At 27.9% G+C, this 18,536-nt stretch carries 12 protein-coding genes; 8 read left to right on the plus strand and 4 right to left on the minus strand.

Translation table 11 applies throughout. The annotated features are described in order from the left end of the window. The first annotated feature begins 2 nt into the window (after nucleotides 1–2). From BPP43_RS02430 to BPP43_RS02460, 7 genes are all read left to right on the plus strand, one after another. Nucleotides 3–2,741, plus strand: coding sequence for a heparinase II/III family protein (locus BPP43_RS02430; protein WP_015274060.1), 2,739 nt, complete (start codon nucleotides 3–5; stop codon nucleotides 2,739–2,741). 33 nt (nucleotides 2,742–2,774) lie between these two features. After that, complete coding sequence (locus BPP43_RS02435; RefSeq protein WP_014933261.1) at nucleotides 2,775–3,536, plus strand: sugar phosphate isomerase family; 762 nt, start codon at nucleotides 2,775–2,777, stop codon at nucleotides 3,534–3,536. A gap of 27 nt (nucleotides 3,537–3,563) precedes the next feature. Further along, the gene (gene nagA, locus BPP43_RS02440; RefSeq protein ID WP_013243059.1) at nucleotides 3,564–5,528 is read left to right on the plus strand and encodes an N-acetylglucosamine-6-phosphate deacetylase; all 1,965 of its coding nucleotides are present in this window, start codon (nucleotides 3,564–3,566) and stop codon (nucleotides 5,526–5,528) included. Nucleotides 5,529–5,542: 14 nt separating this feature from the next. Then, nucleotides 5,543–5,977 (plus strand): PaaI family thioesterase, encoded by a 435-nt coding sequence (locus BPP43_RS02445; protein ID WP_014933260.1) that lies wholly within the window; start codon nucleotides 5,543–5,545, stop codon nucleotides 5,975–5,977. After that, complete coding sequence (proC, locus tag BPP43_RS02450; RefSeq protein ID WP_015274061.1) at nucleotides 5,977–6,765, plus strand: pyrroline-5-carboxylate reductase; 789 nt, start codon at nucleotides 5,977–5,979, stop codon at nucleotides 6,763–6,765. The genes BPP43_RS02445 and proC overlap by 1 nt, the downstream gene beginning before the upstream one ends. 121 nt (nucleotides 6,766–6,886) lie before the next feature. Further along, nucleotides 6,887–7,249 carry a response regulator gene (locus BPP43_RS02455; protein WP_013243056.1) on the plus strand — a complete coding sequence of 121 codons (363 nt, stop codon included), beginning with the start codon at nucleotides 6,887–6,889 and terminating at the stop codon, nucleotides 7,247–7,249. Further along, nucleotides 7,249–8,247 (plus strand): galactose-1-phosphate uridylyltransferase, encoded by a 999-nt coding sequence (locus BPP43_RS02460; RefSeq protein WP_013243055.1) that lies wholly within the window; start codon nucleotides 7,249–7,251, stop codon nucleotides 8,245–8,247. The genes BPP43_RS02455 and BPP43_RS02460 overlap by 1 nt, the downstream gene beginning before the upstream one ends. 4 nt (nucleotides 8,248–8,251) lie before the next feature. Here the strand turns inward: BPP43_RS02460 and BPP43_RS02465 are convergent, their stop codons facing one another. Together BPP43_RS02465 and BPP43_RS02470 are read right to left on the minus strand one after the other, a co-directional pair. After that, on the minus strand, nucleotides 8,252–9,106 hold the full coding sequence (locus BPP43_RS02465) for a 50S ribosomal protein L11 methyltransferase (protein ID WP_015274062.1): 855 nt from the start codon (nucleotides 9,104–9,106) through the stop codon (nucleotides 8,252–8,254). A gap of 5 nt (nucleotides 9,107–9,111) precedes the next feature. Continuing rightward, on the minus strand, nucleotides 9,112–11,124 hold the full coding sequence (locus tag BPP43_RS02470) for a DUF4954 family protein (protein WP_051013553.1): 2,013 nt from the start codon (nucleotides 11,122–11,124) through the stop codon (nucleotides 9,112–9,114). A 455-nt stretch (nucleotides 11,125–11,579) separates the two neighbouring features. On the opposite strand from BPP43_RS02470, the gene BPP43_RS02475 reads away from it, so the two are divergent. Further along, nucleotides 11,580–13,667: a glutamine synthetase III family protein gene (locus BPP43_RS02475; protein ID WP_014933254.1), complete on the plus strand. Its 2,088-nt coding sequence runs from the start codon at nucleotides 11,580–11,582 to the stop codon at nucleotides 13,665–13,667. A gap of 74 nt (nucleotides 13,668–13,741) precedes the next feature. Here the strand turns inward: BPP43_RS02475 and BPP43_RS02480 are convergent, their stop codons facing one another. Both BPP43_RS02480 and BPP43_RS02485 read right to left on the minus strand, forming a co-directional pair. Further along, complete coding sequence (locus tag BPP43_RS02480; protein ID WP_013243051.1) at nucleotides 13,742–13,984, minus strand: PepSY-like domain-containing protein; 243 nt, start codon at nucleotides 13,982–13,984, stop codon at nucleotides 13,742–13,744. A 225-nt stretch (nucleotides 13,985–14,209) separates the two neighbouring features. Beyond that, on the minus strand, nucleotides 14,210–18,514 hold the full coding sequence (locus tag BPP43_RS02485; RefSeq protein ID WP_014933253.1) for a BadF/BadG/BcrA/BcrD ATPase family protein: 4,305 nt from the start codon (nucleotides 18,512–18,514) through the stop codon (nucleotides 14,210–14,212). Nucleotides 18,515–18,536 lie beyond the last annotated feature (22 nt).

An 18,536-nucleotide genomic window follows, 5' to 3' on the forward strand; every position in this document is an offset into this window, starting at 1 on the left:
TTATGTTTAAATATTTATTTTTAATTTTTACAATCATTATAAATATAATTGCTTGTTCATCAAAAAATGTTACAGTTGGCGAGATAAATGCAGTTTATAATAAAAAAGAAGATTCTTATACTATATCTTTTCCTGAATATAATAAAATATATCCAGAATACATAAAACTAGAAGTAAATAAAAAAATAAAAAATGGTATTGTATTAAGTTATAATATAGAAACTGATAATATACCTACCCTACTAGATATATGCGTTGAAGAAGATAATATAAAAAAAACTTATTCTATTGTAAACCCTAATGTTAATCAAACAATTAATATAGAGTTATATGCTACTAATTTTACTCCGTATTTATCTAATGATAAAATAAAAGATATAGAGATAAGTTTAGAGAGTGTTGGAAGTTATGATACAAAAGAAAAAGTTAAAATTTCTTTAAGTGAAAAAATAGATGGTTATAAAAATATTGATACTACTAGATTGGTATTACCTGAAAGCGGTCATATAGCAAAAAGCAATCCTCCTTTTTTTATGGTTAATAAAAAGCTAAATTTAATTAGAGTATATTTAGCACAAGATTTATCTTTTAATAATGCATATCAATATACAATTAGAAATAATAATTTTTTTGATATTACAAATAAACTAAATAGCGGTAAATGGTATATAGCTTTAGATGAAAATGGAGATACTAATTTAAGAAAAATATATCATTTCTTTATCACTGATAAAACTAAAGATATTAATATTATAACAAATACAAAAGCAAATACTCAAAGACCTTTTATTTTTGCAGATTCACAAACTCTTAATTTATTAAATAATATATATAATTCTAAACGAATACAGCAATCTGCATTTTTAAGAAATTTTAATTATTTTAAATTATACACTTCAAATAATATGGGTAAATGGTATTTGGATAATATATCATACACTAATGAAAATAATGATAATAAAATATACTTTGAAAATATTCCTTCACATATAATGCTTATGAGCTTAAGAAGTTATTTAGAAGAAGATAATACAATATTGCAATATGATATAAAACAAATGATAAAAAATATTACACTTCTAAATGAAAATAGTATAGAAAACTTTAATAATGTAGATGCAGCATATATATTAGCTAATTCATTATTAATGCCTTTTGATATATTGTATGATAAATTATCATCTGAAGAGATAGTATTAATAAAGCAAAAATTTATAGATTATGGAAATATATTATATAAATACATAATTAATAATACGTCATTATATAGAGATGCTAATAATATAAAATACATAACTACATTAGGTTTAATATCATTAAATATGTTAAATGAAAATCTATATCAGGAAGAAGTAAGAAATTGGTATTTATTTTCGCTTAAATATATAAACTCTATGATATTTAGTATGTTTGAAGATGACGGCAGTTTAAAAGCTTCTTTGGATAATTCTTTTGATATTATTTTCAATATATTAATATATGCTAATGCTTTAAAAAATGCTGAAGTTGCTAATGTATTTGAATATGAATCATTTAAAAATATAGGTAAATATTTATCTATTATAGGATACCCATCAGGATATACTTTGCCTATTGGATATACATTAATAGATAATAGAAGCAAGATGCGTTTTGACAGTGGTGCAAGAAGTGCAATCATGGAGCTTTTAAGTAAAACATACAATAATGCTCTTTATAAAAACTACTCTGTATTTGGACAAAGTGAAGCTATTGATATAAAGTATTTGCCTTATATGCTTTTATGGAATAATCATTCTATAAAAGATGATGCTCTTAGTGTTTTAAATAATGAATATCAAAGCAGTTATTTTAAAAATATAGAAACCGCAATATATAATAGAGATATAAAATCATTAAACAGTCAGTATTTGGGTATATATGCTAAAGGATATAATGCATACAAATCATACGGACTTAATCATAATGATAGAATGAGTTTTGTTTATTATAATTATGGAGACAGCATTATAGATGAGCTTGGATATTTTTATGATAATGATGCTAACAAAGAAATATTTGCATATGCGGATTTCCATAATACTATAATAATATCTGATACTACTAATGAATATCGAATCGAAGAAAAACCATCAAGCTTTTCAGAAATAATAAGCTTTAGTAATAATAATAAACTTTTTTTTGCAAAAGCTAAAGCAAATAATATTTATACTTATCAAACAACTCTTAGAAACTTTGAAAGAACATTCTATTATTTAAAACCAAATATATTAATAATAAAAGAAGATATAGAAGCCTTGCCTAATATAAATAATGAAAACTATATTAACGGTTATAAATACAAATGGAATATAAACAGCAAACTTCCTATTAGTAATAATAATGATGGTTTTATTATTGAGGGTAAATATTCTACAAGCTATATAAAACTATTATCAGAAGATAAATTAAATTATGAGGTTTCTCAAACTAATATAGGAAATCAAAAATTATATACAGCTAAAGCTTCAACTGCAGATAAGACAAAAAGATTTAGCCCTTGGATAATGGTTATTACAATGCCTAAAAACAATGTAGCTATTAATGAACGCAGAAATATTATTAATACAAATATATCAATAAATAGTTTCAGCTATACTAATTTGTCATTTAAAGCTGGATATAAAGACTATAATATAAATTATAAATATTTATCTACAAATAATAATGAAAAAATAGTATATACAGAAAATAGAGAAAATGTTATAATAAGTTCACATTAATTTTTTAATTAAATTGTTGAGGACTTATTTTTTATGAATATATATATAGCAGATTCTTATAAAGATTATACATCTTTTACAGCAAACCATATTTTACGCTTTTTAGAGAAGAAACAAAAAACAAAAGAAAAACTTTATATTTCTGTTTCAAGCGAAAATGATACTAAAGATATATATAAAGCAATAATAGAAAATATAAAAAATTATAATATTAATTTTAAAAATATATTTATATTTCAGCAATCAGAATATGTTGGTTTGTCTCAAGATGATAAAAACAGTAAAGCATATTTTTTGAAAGAGAATTTGCTTTCAAAATTAAATATTCCAAAAAAGAATCAATTTTTATTTGACGGAAGTAAAGATGAAAGTCAAATGGAAAAGCAATTAGAGATAATAAAAAAGATAGGCAGATTTGATGTTATATGGTACTCTCTAACCCCTGATTCAACTTCTGCAGGTAATGAAAGAATGTCATCATTATCATCATTATTTAGATTAAAAACATTAAGCGAACATTCTATAAAAGCAATAGAAAGTAAATTTAAAAAAGAAGTACCTACTATGGTATTTAGTATGGGAATGGGTATTATAGATATAGTTGATACTATTTTGCTTACATCATCTGGCATAGAAAATTCTTGCTCTCTTAGAGATTGTTTGGAATGCGGTATAAGCAATTCTTCACCATTGAGTAAACTTCAAAAGCATAGTGATGTTACTGTAATAGCAGATTATGAATCATCTTTAAGATTATCTAGCCAAACTGTATCTATGAAAATAAAACAAAATTAAATATTATTTTAATAAGGAGATATATATATGAGAATCATTATAACTAATGAAAGTGTTTATGAATGGGCGGCATATTATACTGTAAAATGTATATTAGATTATTCTGATAGAAAAAAACCTTTTGTATTATCTTTTCCTTTGAGGTATGTGGATAAATCTTATTATGAAAAATTATTGTCTTTTTATAATGATAATATAGTATCATTTAAAAATATACATATAGTTTCTTCAGGCGAATATATAGATTCAGACATATCTCAAAAATATCTAGAAGAAAATTTTATAAAACATATAGATATACCTAAAGAAAATGTACATTTGTTTAATAGCAGAGCAACAGACAGAAAAAAAGAAGCTAGAAGAATGTCAAATATAATTAAAAAACTTGGAAATATAACATTGCTAATAGATAATTTGGCGGAAGATGGAAGTTTCTTGTTAAATACTCCAAGCTCATCATTAGAAGGAAGTGTAAGAGATAAAAAGATAAGCGAGATAATTAGAAGCTATGAAGCAAAAAAATTCAATATGCCTGTAGAGATGTTTCCAAGGGAAGGACTTACTCTTGGTTTTGAAGAGGCTTTTAATGCAAAATACATACTTGTTATGGCTAATGGTTATGATGTATCTGATGCTTTGTCTCATTGTGTTGAAGGAGCAATAAGTCAATTCTACCCTACTTCAGTTTTACAGGAACATAAAAAACTTATAATTGTAGCAGATGAAGAGTCAAGCAGCGATTTGAAAGTAAAAACTTATAAATATGCTAAGAGCTTAGAAAGTAAAAATCTTCACCCAAAAGAGCTTATCAAAGGTCTTTACAAATCTTATTATGCTCTTACAAATATTAGAATATTTGATGGTGAGAAGTTTATAGACGGGCATTGTATAGTAATAGAAAACAATATTATTAAGAGTGTAGAAAAAGAGATAGATGTTGATGCTGTAATTACAAGAATAGATTTGGGAGGAAAAATAGTAGCTCCTGGGTATATAGATTTGCAAGTTAATGGTATAGGAGGCTATGATATTAATGCTAGTCCTACAGTTGATACATTAAAAAATATGAATGAAGTTTGCCAGAGATATGGCTGTACTTCTTATTTGCCTACTGTAATAACAAACGGCGATGAATATATGCTAAAGATTATAGATTTATTTAATAGTATAGAAGATTTGTCAGTTATTGGAGTGCTTGGCATACATTTTGAAGGACCTTATATATCTCATGAAAAAAGAGGTATTCATAATGAGAAGTTTATAAGAGAAGCAGATATGAATATGATAAAAAAGATAAATGCTTCAAAATGCGTTATGGTAACAGTTGCTCCAGAGATGGTAGACGGTAAAGTAATAGAAGCATTTGCTAAGGCTGGAAAAGTGGTATCTGTAGGCCATACAAACGGCACTTACAATGAAATAAAAGAAAAAATACCTTATGGAATCACTTTTGCAACGCACTTATTTAATGCTATGCGTCCTTGGGGTTCTAGAGAGCCTGGTGCTGTTGGTGCTGTGCTTGAAACTAAGGATATGTATGCTGGTTTAATATGTGACGGTGTGCATTGTGATTTTGCTTCTGTGGAGCTTGCTTACAAATTAAAGACAGGACACATTTGTATTGTAACTGATGCTATAGCTCCTGCTGCTGCTCCAGAGATAAAAGAATATATTTGGGCTGGCAAAAAAATACATAGAGATGGAAACAGGCTTATAGATGATAATGGTACTTTGGGAGGGGCTTCTATTACTATGAGTCAGTCTGTAAGAAATGTTGTTAATCAGGTGGGTGCTACAGTTGAAGAGGCTTTAAAGATGGCTTCACTTTATCCTGCTAAGGTTATGGGGATAGATGATAAATATGGAAGGATTAAAGAGGGATATATTGCTGATTTAGTTGTTTTAGATGAAAAGTTGGTTGTAAAAGGTGTTGTATTTAAGGGTAATTATAAAGAATATAATTATGACTATGAATGGGAAAGTAATGCATAAAGGAAAAATAGTAGATGCAAGAAAATGTATATAAAAGGCTCTCTGATATATTTTGTAAACAGGATTTTTTAAATTTTATAGATTGTAAATTAGAAGAGGCAGATGTTGGAAGGGTTGTGATATCTTTAGAAAATAAAAAAGAGTTTTCTCAGGCTTTAGGGTTTATGCATGGTGGAATGGTTGCTACTATGCTTGATACTGCTTCTGGGTTTGCTGCTTTTAGTGTTCTTGAAGAAGGAAATCATGTTGTAACATCTGATTTAAAAATTAATTATCTTCGTCCTGTTGTATGTAAAAAGGTTAGATGTATTGGAGAAGTTTTGAAGGCAGGAAAAAGTTTAATAGTTGTTGAGGCTAGTGTTTTAGATGAAGAGAATAAAATACTTGCCAAAATGCTTGGTACTATGGTTGTAGTTCCAAATAGTTATAATAATAAAGGAGATAGATAATGATAGGGTTTATTGGTGCTGGTGCTATGGGGTTAGCTTTAATAGAAGGTTTTATTAAGGCTGGTATAAATAAAAACACTATAATAGCAAGCGTAAAGACAAAAGAAAAAAAAGAACAAATAGAAAAAAATATTGAAATTAAAACATTTAATGATAATAAAAAAATAGCACAAGAAGCAGATATTTTATTTATAGCAGTTAAGCCTTATATGGTTAAAGATATTGCTAAAGAGATAGAAAAAAATATAAAGAAAGATGCTACAATAGTGAGTGTTGCTGCTTCAGTTTCTGTTGCTGAATTAAAACAATTATTTAACACAGAAAATATTATTAGAATAATGCCTAATACTCCTGTAAAAACTTGTAATGGATTTATATCTGTTGTAGAGTCTCAAAACAAAGTAGTTGAAGAGGCTATAGTTGAACTTTTAAGCAAGGTTGCAATGGTAAAAATAATACCAGAAGATAAAATACATGCCTATAATGCTATGGCGGGTTGTTCACCTGCTTTTATGTATATATTAATAGAGGCTATGAGTGATGCTGGAGTATTAATGGGTATTGATAGAAAAAGTGCTATAGAGATTGCAAGTCAAGTATTTAAAGGTGCTGGTTCTATGGTTTTGGAATCTAAGAAACACCCTGCCGAACTTAAAGATAATGTTTGTACTCCTGCTGGTATTACTATAAAAGGTGTTGAAGTATTAGAACAAAAATCTGTAAGGAGCGGTATGATAGAGGCTTTGATAGCAACTTATCAAAAATCTATAGACAGTGAGAAAAAATAGTTGCTAAAAAATAATATTTACACTTTTTATGAAATATTGTTATATTTATTGTGTGAAAATCTATTTGACTTTTTTTATTGTATAATTATAATATAAATTAAGATTATTAAGGAGCATTTATATGCCTAAGAAAACTATATTAGTGCTTGATGATGAAAAAAGCATTAGAACACTTTTCGAAGAAGAGTTTAAAGATGAGGGATATAATGTAGTATCCACAGATAGCGGAGAAGAAGCTTTGGAAATGATTAATAAAGATAATCCACATATAGATTTAATAACATTAGATATAAAAATGCCTAAAATGGACGGATTAGACTTTCTTGGAAAGGTTCGTGAAAATCATAGAGAATTGCCTATTATAATATGTACCGCTTATAATAATTATAGACATGAGTTTCAAGTATGGAATGCTGATGGATATATATTAAAATCTGGTAATCTTACAGAAATAAAAGATAAGATTAAAAGGCTAATAGGTTAATGCCTCATATACGAAAAGATCCTGTTACTAAACAATCTGTTATTATAGCTTCTGAAAGAATGGGCAGACCAAGTGATTATATTAATATTGAAGAGAAGCATGCTATATTAAGTTCTGATAATACCTGCCCTTTTTGTAAAGGAAATGAGGATAAAACTCCTGAACATTCTACTATAATATTTGATGATAATAAAAATTGGATTGTAAGAATTGTACCAAATAAATACCCTATAATTGCACAAAGCAATGCAGATGAATTGCCTGAGAAAAATAGTTTATTTGAAGCTGATATTTGTAAAGGATTTCATGATGTTATTATAGAAAATCCTAATCATAGTTTTAATTATTATAATGCTGAAGAAAGAGATTTATTTTTTATATTTGAAGCTATAATAATGAGATTTCAAGAATTATCAAAAGAAAAAGATATGATGTATAGCTTGCTTTTTAAAAATTTTGGAAGAGAAGCAGGGGCTAGTTTAGTACATTCACATGCTCAGATGATGACTACTCCATTTGTACCTATTCAAATTATGGAAGAGATATATGGTTCTTTAGAATATTATAATGAAAACAAGAAATGTGTTTATTGCAGTATGATAGAAGAAGAAAAAAAGATTAATGAAAGAGTGATATGTGAAAACAATGACTTTATAGCTATATCTCCTTTTGCTTCAAAATCTCCATACCAAATTTATATTTTACCAAAAAAACATTCAGACAGTATAGTATATTCTGAAGATTGTATATCTCAATTTGCTAGTATTGTTAAAGATATATTTAATAGAATTAATAAGGTACTTGGAGAAATTAGTTTTAATTATGTGCTTCATACTCTAACGCCGGCATTAGAAAAAAAATATTCTCATTCTAGTCATTGGTTTTTAGATATAATGCCTAAAATGAGTAAGCTTGCAGGTTATGAGCTTGGAAGCGGAGTTTTTATTAACTCAATTACTCCAGAAGATGCTACTAATGATTTAAAAAATGCTCTATAAAACTTTATCTTAAAAGAAGAGATATCCAATCATTTTTCTGCTTTCTATTTAATATAGTTAGATTATTTTGTTTTATAGCTTCATTCATAAAGTGCTCTTTTTCTGCTAGTATTCCAGATAATATTAAATGTCCATTCTCTTTTAGTATTTTTTTCAAATCAGGCAATATCTCTATCAATATGTCTGTTTCAATATTTGCTATCACTAAATCATATTGAAAATTACTTAAACTATCAGCACTTCCTAAAAAAACATTATTTAATTTTATATTATTATATTTAGCATTATCTAAAGTACAATTAACAGCATCATTATCTATATCTATAGAAGTAATATTTCTAGCACCTAGTTTATAACAAAATAAAGAAAGTATACCGCTACCGCATCCAATATCAGCTATAGTTTTAGAAGAAATATTATTGTTTTTGGAGTATTCATTAATCATTTCAAGTGCAAGAAAAGTAGTTTCATGAGTACCTGTACCAAATGCGTATTGTTTAGCTATATATAATCCATCTTCATTATTATTATCATCTTTTAAATTTGGTATTATAGTTATTTCTCCAACTTTAAAAGGTTTTAAAAACGCCATATATGATGTTAGATATTCATCTGAGTTTAACTCTTTTATCTCATAATCATATTCTGCCATATCATCAATATTTTGTTTTATTATATTTAAATTGTTTTCTAGTTTTTCTTGGTTTTCATTATATATATTAACTATAGCAATATTATTGTTGTTTATAGGAAACTCTATATTGTATCCTAATATATCTAATTCACCGCTTTCTATAGTAGCTTCTATGATATCCTCAAAACCTATAGTTATATTTATTGAAAGTGAATATATTCTCATATCTATTAATTTCCTAACTTTTTTATTAATTTATTTATATCTTCTATTTTTGTCTCTACATCATTTTTATATTTTATAACAAAAGCATTATCTTTAGCAGTTCCTCTTATAGCTTTAAAATCTTCTTCCATCACAGTTTTATCATCTATTCCGCAGCTAACCATCTTTGCTAAATCATATTCTTTTTTTACATCTCTATAAAATATTTCATATGAAGTAGTAAGAAGTGATAAATGCTCTTTTAACATTTTTATTATAACATCTATGTTAATAGTATTTACATTATATCTTTTTTTAATTATATTTATAACCCAAGATTTTTCATCTGTACTATAATTATTATATAGTTCTTCAAAAGATTTTACTAAATCTTGAACATTATTAATATTATTATTTTCTATATTTAATATAACATCATCTAGTTTTTCTTTTGCACATATAAGTCCTCCAACATCAACCCAAGTTTCATAAAATTTATTTGTATCATTAAAAATATCATTTAAGTTGTCAGATTCTTTTATATATTCAAGGAGTTTGTTATGCAAATATAAATCTATTGCAATTGAATATCTATTTGAATATTTGTTTAATGATGATGTTTTTATAATCATATTTTTGTATTTTATATATTCTACTTCATCATTAATAATTTCTTTTTTTATATTATTTAATATTTCTTCTGCTTTAATCATTTTTGAAACAGTATAAGGGCTAAAAACATCAAATATAATTAAATCTTTTTTATCCCCTACTCTTCTGTCTCTATCTCTCCATTTATTTTCATCTCTTGAAAGACCTACACCAAATAAATTTAAAGCAGGAATAAGCCTAGTTTGATGATATCCATGTTCTGTGATATATGAAAAAGGAAAATCAGATGTATCAACATTATCATAATGAGAGCCTATTACTGTAGAAAAAGCACCAATATGAGAAGGCCATAATATATATGAATTACTTCCTGTTTTGCATCCTCTCTCCATAAAACCATGATGATAAGGTCCTAGTTTGTACATATGGTTACTTTGATTTGTAGCACTACCTGCATTAAAAAATGAGAAATGGCTTGCTATTAAAAGTGTTGCTTTATGGTGCGTAACTGTATAAGGACCTGCAAATATAGAAAACATCTCACCATGCTCTCCTTCACAGTTTGCAAATAGCAAAGAGTCTTCACAAGAAAATTGTCTTCCTAGTTTAACTCCTTCTCCAATAAATGCCTTTTTTATAACGGTGCCATCAACTATATGTGCTCCTTTTAATACAATGGAATCTTTTAATATTACAGATGTGCCTATATATGATGGGCATTCTTTTGTACTTATTATTGTAGTGTTATTTATTTCATCTGTATTTTCTATTGTAGCATAAGGGTCTATGAGAGAATTTTTTATTATTCTTGCATTAATGATTTGAGCATGCTTTTTTATCTTTCCGAATTTCTTAGTTTTGCTTTTAGCATAATCATCTATTATTTTATTTATATTATCACGCATTAATTTTTTATGTCTATACATTGCAACTATATATGCTATATGTGAGTTTAGTCTATAAAATATTTTTACGCTTCTTCCGTCACCTTCCATAATAGGAGAAGTTTCTACTCCATTTCCAAAACTGCTCTCTCCTTCCATGTATATAGCTCCGGCATTCTCTATTATAACTCCATTTTGTATTTTATAATTTGCAATAAAACGTCCTATATTATTTATATAAACATTACCATTTATAAATACATCTATTAAAGTAGCCCTATTTATTGATGCTGGTACTTTTAGCTTATTATAATATTTTACGTTTCCATTTAGTTCATTAATTTTTATTTTGCCATGAAAAGTAACATCTTTTATCCTTGTTAAATCAACATTCTTTATTAATATTTTATCCCAGCTTTGTGAAATGCATCCTTGGCTTTTTAAAAAATCTATTTCGTTTTCTTTTAATTTTCTAAACTCTTTATCTTCTTTTACAAAAAAATAACTCATAGCTACACCTTTATTTAAAAAACATAATTTCATAATTATGTTAAAAAATTGAAAATTATAATAATTATATATCAATTTAAAATAATTGTAAATATTATGTTTATTAATATTTTTTATTAAATATATATATATGTTATTTATTTTACTGCCCGCCCTATTAATTTTTTTGTATTATATAAAATTATTGCTTTAATATTATAAAATACTCAATTTAAAAAAGCATACCCGCCCAAATTTTTAATTGTATTTTTAATATATTCTTCGCACGTTAAATGAAATTATCAATATAATTAAAACTATATTTTCACTTTATTTATATATTTTGTTTGTTTTACCGTGCGGTGTATATATTAAAAAAGTATATATTTAAACTATAAAAAAAATAAAAAATATTTAATTTAACTATATATAGTAATGTTGAAATTATTTCTATATAGTGTTATAATATTTAGTTTAAAATATATAATTTTTTATTAGGGGTGAATAATATGGATAAATTACCTGACATATTTGAAAGTTATGTGTTTAATGATAACGTAATGCAAGAAAAACTTCCTAAAGACATTTACAAAAAACTGATAAAAACAATAAAGAATGGTGAGAGATTAGACTTAGAGTTAGCAAATGTAGTAGCTCATGCCATGAAAGAATGGGCAATAGAAAAAGGAGCAACACATTTCACTCACTGGTTTCAGCCTATGACAGGCGTAACTGCAGAAAAGCATACTTGTTTTATTACTCAAACCAAAGACGGTAAAGTTCGTATGGAGTTTACAGGTAAAGAACTTGTTCAAGGTGAGCCTGATGCTTCAAGTTTTCCTTCTGGCGGATTAAGAAGTACTTTTGAAGCTAGAGGATATACAGCTTGGGACCCTACTTCTTATGCTTTTATTAAAGATAATACTCTATGCATACCAAGTGCTTTTTGTTCTTATAGCGGAGAATCTCTAGATAAAAAAACACCTCTGCTTCGTTCCATGGAGGTTATAGAAAGAGAAAGTAAAAGAATATTAAAACTATTTGGTCATAATAATATTAATAGAGTATATACAACAGTTGGCGCAGAACAAGAATATTTTTTAATAGATAGAGATTTATATTTACAAAGACCAGATTTAAGATATTGTAAGAGAACATTATTTGGAGCTTGCCCGCCAAAAGGACAGGAATTAGAAGACCATTATTTTGGTGCTATAAAACCAAGAGTTTTAGAGTTTATGAAAGAGTTGGATAATGAACTTTGGAAACTTGGTATTATTGCAAAAACAGAGCATAATGAAGTAGCTCCTGGTCAATATGAACTTGCTCCAGAGTTTACAATAACAAATATGGCAACAGACCAAAACCAAATTACAATGGAGCTTATGAAGGTAATAGCAGAGAAACATAATTTAGCTTGTATTTTGCATGAAAAACCTTTTTCTGGAGTTAATGGCAGCGGAAAACATAATAACTGGTCTATAGCTACAGATACAGGACTTAACCTATTTGAGCCTGGAAATACACCTTCAGAAAATAAACAATTCCTACTATTTGTGGTTGCTGTAATGAAAGCTGTTGATGAATATCAGGATTTGTTAAGAGCTACAACTGCTAGTGCTAGCAACGACCATCGTTTAGGAGCATCTGAAGCACCTCCTGCTATAATATCAATATTTCTTGGAGATGAACTTACTGAAATAATTGAGTCTATGGAAAACTCAAAAAAATACAAAAAAAGAGAAGCTGTAGAAATGGAAATGGGTGTTAATTCTTTGGCTAGATTTACAAAAGATTCAACTGATAGAAACCGTACTTCTCCTCTTGCTTTTACTGGAAATAAATTTGAGTTTAGAATGGTTGGCTCTAGTTTATCAGTATCTGGTCCTAATATAGTATTAAATACAATAGTAGCAGAAGCATTATCACAATTTGCTGATGTATTAGAAAAGTCTTCAGATTTTGATAAAGATTTAGAAGTGTTACTAAAAGAAAACATCAAAAAACATAAAAGAATAATTTACAATGGAAATAACTATTCTGATGAATGGGTAAAAGAAGCTAATAAGAGAGGCTTATGCAATTTAAAAACAACTCCTGAAGCACTTGAAACATTTATATCACAAAAAAATATAGACTTGTTCTTAAAACACAAAGTATTAACAAAAGCTGAAGTTCTCTCAAGATATGAAATAAGTTTAGAAGAATATAATAAAGTAATTAATATTGAAGCACTTACTTTAATAGATATGATTAATAAATATATTATACCATTTTCTTTGGATTATACAGAAGAGCTTGTTAATATATATGAGAAGAAAAAAAGTTTAAAAATAAAATATGATATAGAAAAAGACTTGTTAGATAGATTAACTAGTTTAACTAATAATCTTTATAAGAAGCTAAGAACTTTAGAAGATTATTTATCTGAAGCAAAAAAGATAAAGAATATATCAAAGTCTAGCATATTTTTCAGAGATAAAGTGTTGGCTTGTATAGAGGATATGCGTCCTATAATTGATGAGCTAGAGAAAACTGTTTCTAAAAAATATTGGAAACTTCCAACTTATGGAGATATGCTATATAGCTTAGCTTAAAGATTATAATATCTTTTTTAATATTAAAAGGCCTGCAAAATTATATTTTTGCAGGCCTTTTAGGTTATAAAAAATTAATAATCTATATCAACTATTCTTCCTCTTCTAGTTACTTCAAGTTCTACGCCATTACTAAGTTCTACATGATACAATCCATCGTCCATCTCTACTTTCCAAATTCTTGTTCTTGGGAAACGTCTTTTTACAGCATTTTTAACTGCTGCAGGAACTTGACTGATAGGTATAATCCAATCAGCAAAAAGAGAAGAACTTCCGATTATAGAAAAAGCAAATAACAAACAAAATAATTTTTTCATAAATTACCCCTTTTTTTATTTATAATATATTTAATTAACTTATAATTATATTATAGTATAATTTTGGAGTAATGTCAATTTATTTTACAAAAAATAGCTATAAATTTACAATTTTTTTGCTATTTTTAAGTAAATTTTGACAAAATTTTACATTTTAGGCGTGTATAATAAAAAAGGTTTACAAATTAATATTTGCAAACCTTTTTATATTTACATTATTATTAATTATTTATGATATGCTCCAACAGCTTCTTTAATATCATCATCAACCATAATAGAGTTCATACTATCTTTAGCAGAACGAGCAAAGAACTCTAATCTGTTTACAGTATTAACTTCACTAGCACCAGCATCCATATCCAAATAAAGAAGATTAAGATTAGGATATATAGTTTTAAGTCTAGTTTCAATACCGCGAGCTATAATATGGTTAGCAATACAACCAAAAGGCTGTAAACAAAGCACATTATTAATATTCTCTTCAGCAAAAGTAGCTATTTCACCAGGTAAAAGCCAAGCTTCACCAAATTGGTTAGTCATAGCAGTAACTTTAGCAGCATTTTCAGCAATTTGTCTTATATGGTGTACAGGTCTAAATCCTTTAAACTTAGACATTATTTGGTTTATAGAATCTATTCTAGCATCTATAACTTTCTCAGACAATTTAGAACCATAATATCCAAGTAAAGACACCTCTCTAGCATTAGTTTCTTTGTTTACCTGTTCGCTTATAACTTTTTGTACAAAGAAGTCAAATACAGGAGGCACTATAACTTCTATTCCTTTAGCCATAAGCCAATCACAAACATCTCCATTAGCAAAATTGTTGTATTTTACATATATCTCACCAACAAGTCCAGCTTTAGGTAATACTAAGTCTTTAGTTTCAATAGCATTAAACTCTTTAACAGCCTGTTTTAACAACTTATCAGTATCACCAAGATTAAAATCTTTAGGGTGTAAAGCTATATATTTATTAGCAAGAGCTAAAGATTCACCTCTATTAACCTCACGTACAGCAGTATAATAATACATTGTAGATATAGCATCAGCATAAGGCATAGCAACTATACCCTCTTTCATCATATCTATTTTTGAAAGCTTAAATCCAGGCTGGTCATTAATAACAGTTAAACCAACAGTAATAACAGGTACATTAGGATAACCAGCATTAATTAAACCTCTTTTAATAAGTGAAGCATAGTTACTAGCACGGCATTGTCCGCCTGTTTGAGTAATACCAGCAGCTATTTTATCAGGGTCATATTTTCCGCTTTGTACAGCTTTTACAATATCACCTACTATTATTGTAGCTGGATAACATATATCTTGGTTAGCATATCTTAAACCTGTTTCTACAGAGTCTATATCAGGCTCTGGAAGAGGTATTGTATCGTATCCGCTTCTTTGAAGTAGAGTTAAAATCATAGGGTCATAGAAATGTCCGAATTTAGGAACAAGTATTGCACGCTTATCATTTTTCTCATATCTTTTAATAATAGTTCTTTGAGGTTTTTCTTTTGGTATAAAATCACCTTTCATCTTCATACTTTCTATCATAGAACGTATTCTAAGTCTTATACTTCCAGGGCTTGAAATCTCATCAACTTTTACTAAAGTAGGATTTTTTCCATAAGCATTAAGTATAGATTTTATTTCATCAGAAGTAGTAGCATCAGGACCGCAGCCGAAACTATTAATTTGAACAACTTCAAGTTTTAAATCTTTTTGCTTAGCTGCCCATAAAACAGCTTTAAACATCTTATTAGGATAAGACCATTGAGTTAATACTTGAACATCAGCAAGAGATTCATCAATATCAAGACCATCTTCTGTAAGCACATTAATACCAAATGAAGCAATAGTTTCTGGTATTTTGTGGTTAATTAATGGGTCTATATGATAAGGTCTGCTTACTATAAGTATAATAGGAGTTTGCGTTTCTTTAGCATGCTCTATTATTTTTTTGCCTTCTTCTTTTAATTCTGCTTTTACTCTCTCTTGTTCTTTTAAAGCTAATTTGAATGCTCTGTCGAAATCTTTTTTATCTATACCGAGTGTTTTTACAAAATAAGCCTTACAGCCTTTGTAAAGTAAATCTTCGTTTAAGAAAGAGATTGTTGGAGCATCAAAAGCTATACCATATTTAGTTAATGGACTTATAGAACTGTCTATTACATCAGGATAACCAGTTACAACAGGACAGTTATAACTATTATCACTATTATCATCTTCTTTTTTCTCTAAAACAACAGAAGGATAGAATATTCTGTCTACATTAGATTCTATTAAATCATATATATGTCCATTAGCTATTTTAGCAGGGAAACATATATTATCACTCATAACTGTACCAGAGCCTTTCTCAGCTATAGCCATGCTTGAAGGAGATGATAATTGTACTCTATATCCGCATTCTACAAGTATAGTAGCCCAGAATGGGAAGTTTTGATACATATTAAGTACTCTAGGTATTCCTATAACACCTTTTATATCATCTGTAGCAGGTGCTAAAGGTCTGTCAAAGAGTAAAGAAAGTTTTTTCTGAGTAATATCCATTCCATAATTTCTTTCTTTTGAGCCTTTATTAGTGAATATTCTTTCGCATTTGTTACCTGTATAGAATGATTTACTGTCTTTGAATTTTAATCTTGTAACAGTACAAAGGTTTTCGCAGCCTTTACAAGTAAGCTGTTTTCTCTCATAATCATTAGCTTCTTGTAAATTATCTAAACCTATAAATGTTGTATCTTCTTTTTCTTTATTGTAAGTATCTAAAGCGAGCAATGCACAGCCATAAGCTCCCATAAGCTCTGATATATCAGGGCGAATAACTTTTTTGTTTAAGAATTTTTCTACAGAACGAAGCACTGCAGCATTCTTAAATGTACCGCCTTGAACAACTATATGCTCACCCAAAATAGAAGTATCAGTAATTTTTAATACTTTAGTGAAACAGTTTAATGTAACACTCTTAGCAAGACCTGCAGAAATATCAGCAACTGAAGAGCCCTCTCTTAAAGACTGTTTTACTTTACTATTCATAAACACTGTACAGCGGCTTCCTAAATCACAAGGGCTAGCAGATTCGCAAGCAATATTAGCAAAATCAGCTACTTTATACCCCATGCCGCGTGCAAATGTTTCTATAAATGAACCACAGCCTGATGAACAAGCCTCGTTAATTTCAATATTTTCTATGATACCGTCTTTAATAAATATAGCCTTCATATCCTGACCGCCTATATCAAGAATGAAGCTTACATCTTTATCAAAAGCCTTAGCACCTCTATAGTGAGCCATAGTTTCAACAATACCTTCGTCCATATTGAAAGCAGCTTTTATTAAATCTTCTCCATAACCTGTAACAGCAGTTCTTGCTATATTTATTTTTATATTTTTCTCATCTAATTCTTTTTTAATCTCTGTAAGTCCTTCAGTAACAGCACCTACTGGGTTTCCATTATTGTTTCTATAATGTCTTAATACCACTTGTCCTTTATCATCAATAATAACTATTTTTGTAGTAGTAGAACCAGAGTCTATACCTAAGAATGTGTTTTTATTATTAACAGTTTCTACATCAGCAGATTTTACTTTGTCTTTACTATGTTCATCTACCCACTTTTCATATTCTTCCTGGCCGCTGAATAATGCTTCTCTATGTTTAGAATTAGTTATTTTTACATCAGAAGAAATATTTTCTACTAATTTTATAAAATCAGAAATTTTTATTGCTGTTTGTTCTTCATCTTCACCAAAAGCAGCACCTATTGCAGCAGTTAATTCAGGGTGATCAACTGTATACATATCATCTTCTGTTGCATTCAAAAGAGTTAAAAATGTTCTTCTTAATTCTGGAAGGAATGTTAAAGGTCCGCCTGTAAATAATATTTTAGGCTTAATTTCAAAACCTTTAGCAAGAGTATTAATTGTCTGAACAGCTACTGCTTGGAATATACTTTTAGCAATATCAGTTTTTGGTATATCACGGCTAATAAGAGTTTGTACATCTGTTTTAGCAAATACACCGCATCTACTTGCCATTGGGTAAACAGAAGTAGACTTTTCTGCAAGTGTTGAAAGCTCTGATGGGTGAACATTTAGAAGTGTTGCCATCTGGTCAATAAAAGCACCGGTTCCACCTGCACAGTTACCATTCATTCTTATATCAGCTTTGAAATTATCATCAAATACTATTATTTTTGCATCCTCTCCGCCTATATCAATCAATGTTCTTCCATAAGGATAAATCTTTCTAATAGCTGTTGAAGAAGCAATTACCTCTTGTACAAAGCTAATGCCTGTTTTTTCACTAATACCCATACCAGCAGTACCTGTCATAGATACCAATATTTCTAAATCTCCATGATTAGTTTTTAAATCTCTTAATATAGAAAGTAATGTTTCTTTGACATCAGCATTGTGTCTAGTATAAGTTTTAAATATCATATTGTTTTTATTATCATATACAACCATTTTTGCGGTAGTTGAACCAATATCAATACCAGCTTTATAAATAATTTTCATATATCTCTCCATAAATAAAAAT

This window comes from Brachyspira pilosicoli P43/6/78, assembly GCF_000325665.1.
GTDB lineage: Bacteria > Spirochaetota > Brachyspiria > Brachyspirales > Brachyspiraceae > Brachyspira > Brachyspira pilosicoli.

Coding starts and splice junctions, on each gene's coding strand:
- BPP43_RS02430 (WP_015274060.1), top strand. CDS start 3: ATGTTTAAATATTTATTTTTAATTTTTACAATCATTATAAATATAATT.
- BPP43_RS02435 (WP_014933261.1), top strand. CDS start 2,775: ATGAATATATATATAGCAGATTCTTATAAAGATTATACATCTTTTACA.
- nagA (WP_013243059.1), top strand. CDS start 3,564: ATGAGAATCATTATAACTAATGAAAGTGTTTATGAATGGGCGGCATAT.
- BPP43_RS02445 (WP_014933260.1), top strand. CDS start 5,543: ATGCAAGAAAATGTATATAAAAGGCTCTCTGATATATTTTGTAAACAG.
- proC (WP_015274061.1), top strand. CDS start 5,977: ATGATAGGGTTTATTGGTGCTGGTGCTATGGGGTTAGCTTTAATAGAA.
- BPP43_RS02455 (WP_013243056.1), top strand. CDS start 6,887: ATGCCTAAGAAAACTATATTAGTGCTTGATGATGAAAAAAGCATTAGA.
- BPP43_RS02460 (WP_013243055.1), top strand. CDS start 7,249: ATGCCTCATATACGAAAAGATCCTGTTACTAAACAATCTGTTATTATA.
- BPP43_RS02465 (WP_015274062.1), bottom strand. CDS start 9,106: ATGAGAATATATTCACTTTCAATAAATATAACTATAGGTTTTGAGGAT.
- BPP43_RS02470 (WP_051013553.1), bottom strand. CDS start 11,124: ATGAAATTATGTTTTTTAAATAAAGGTGTAGCTATGAGTTATTTTTTT.
- BPP43_RS02475 (WP_014933254.1), top strand. CDS start 11,580: ATGGATAAATTACCTGACATATTTGAAAGTTATGTGTTTAATGATAAC.
- BPP43_RS02480 (WP_013243051.1), bottom strand. CDS start 13,984: ATGAAAAAATTATTTTGTTTGTTATTTGCTTTTTCTATAATCGGAAGT.
- BPP43_RS02485 (WP_014933253.1), bottom strand. CDS start 18,514: ATGAAAATTATTTATAAAGCTGGTATTGATATTGGTTCAACTACCGCA.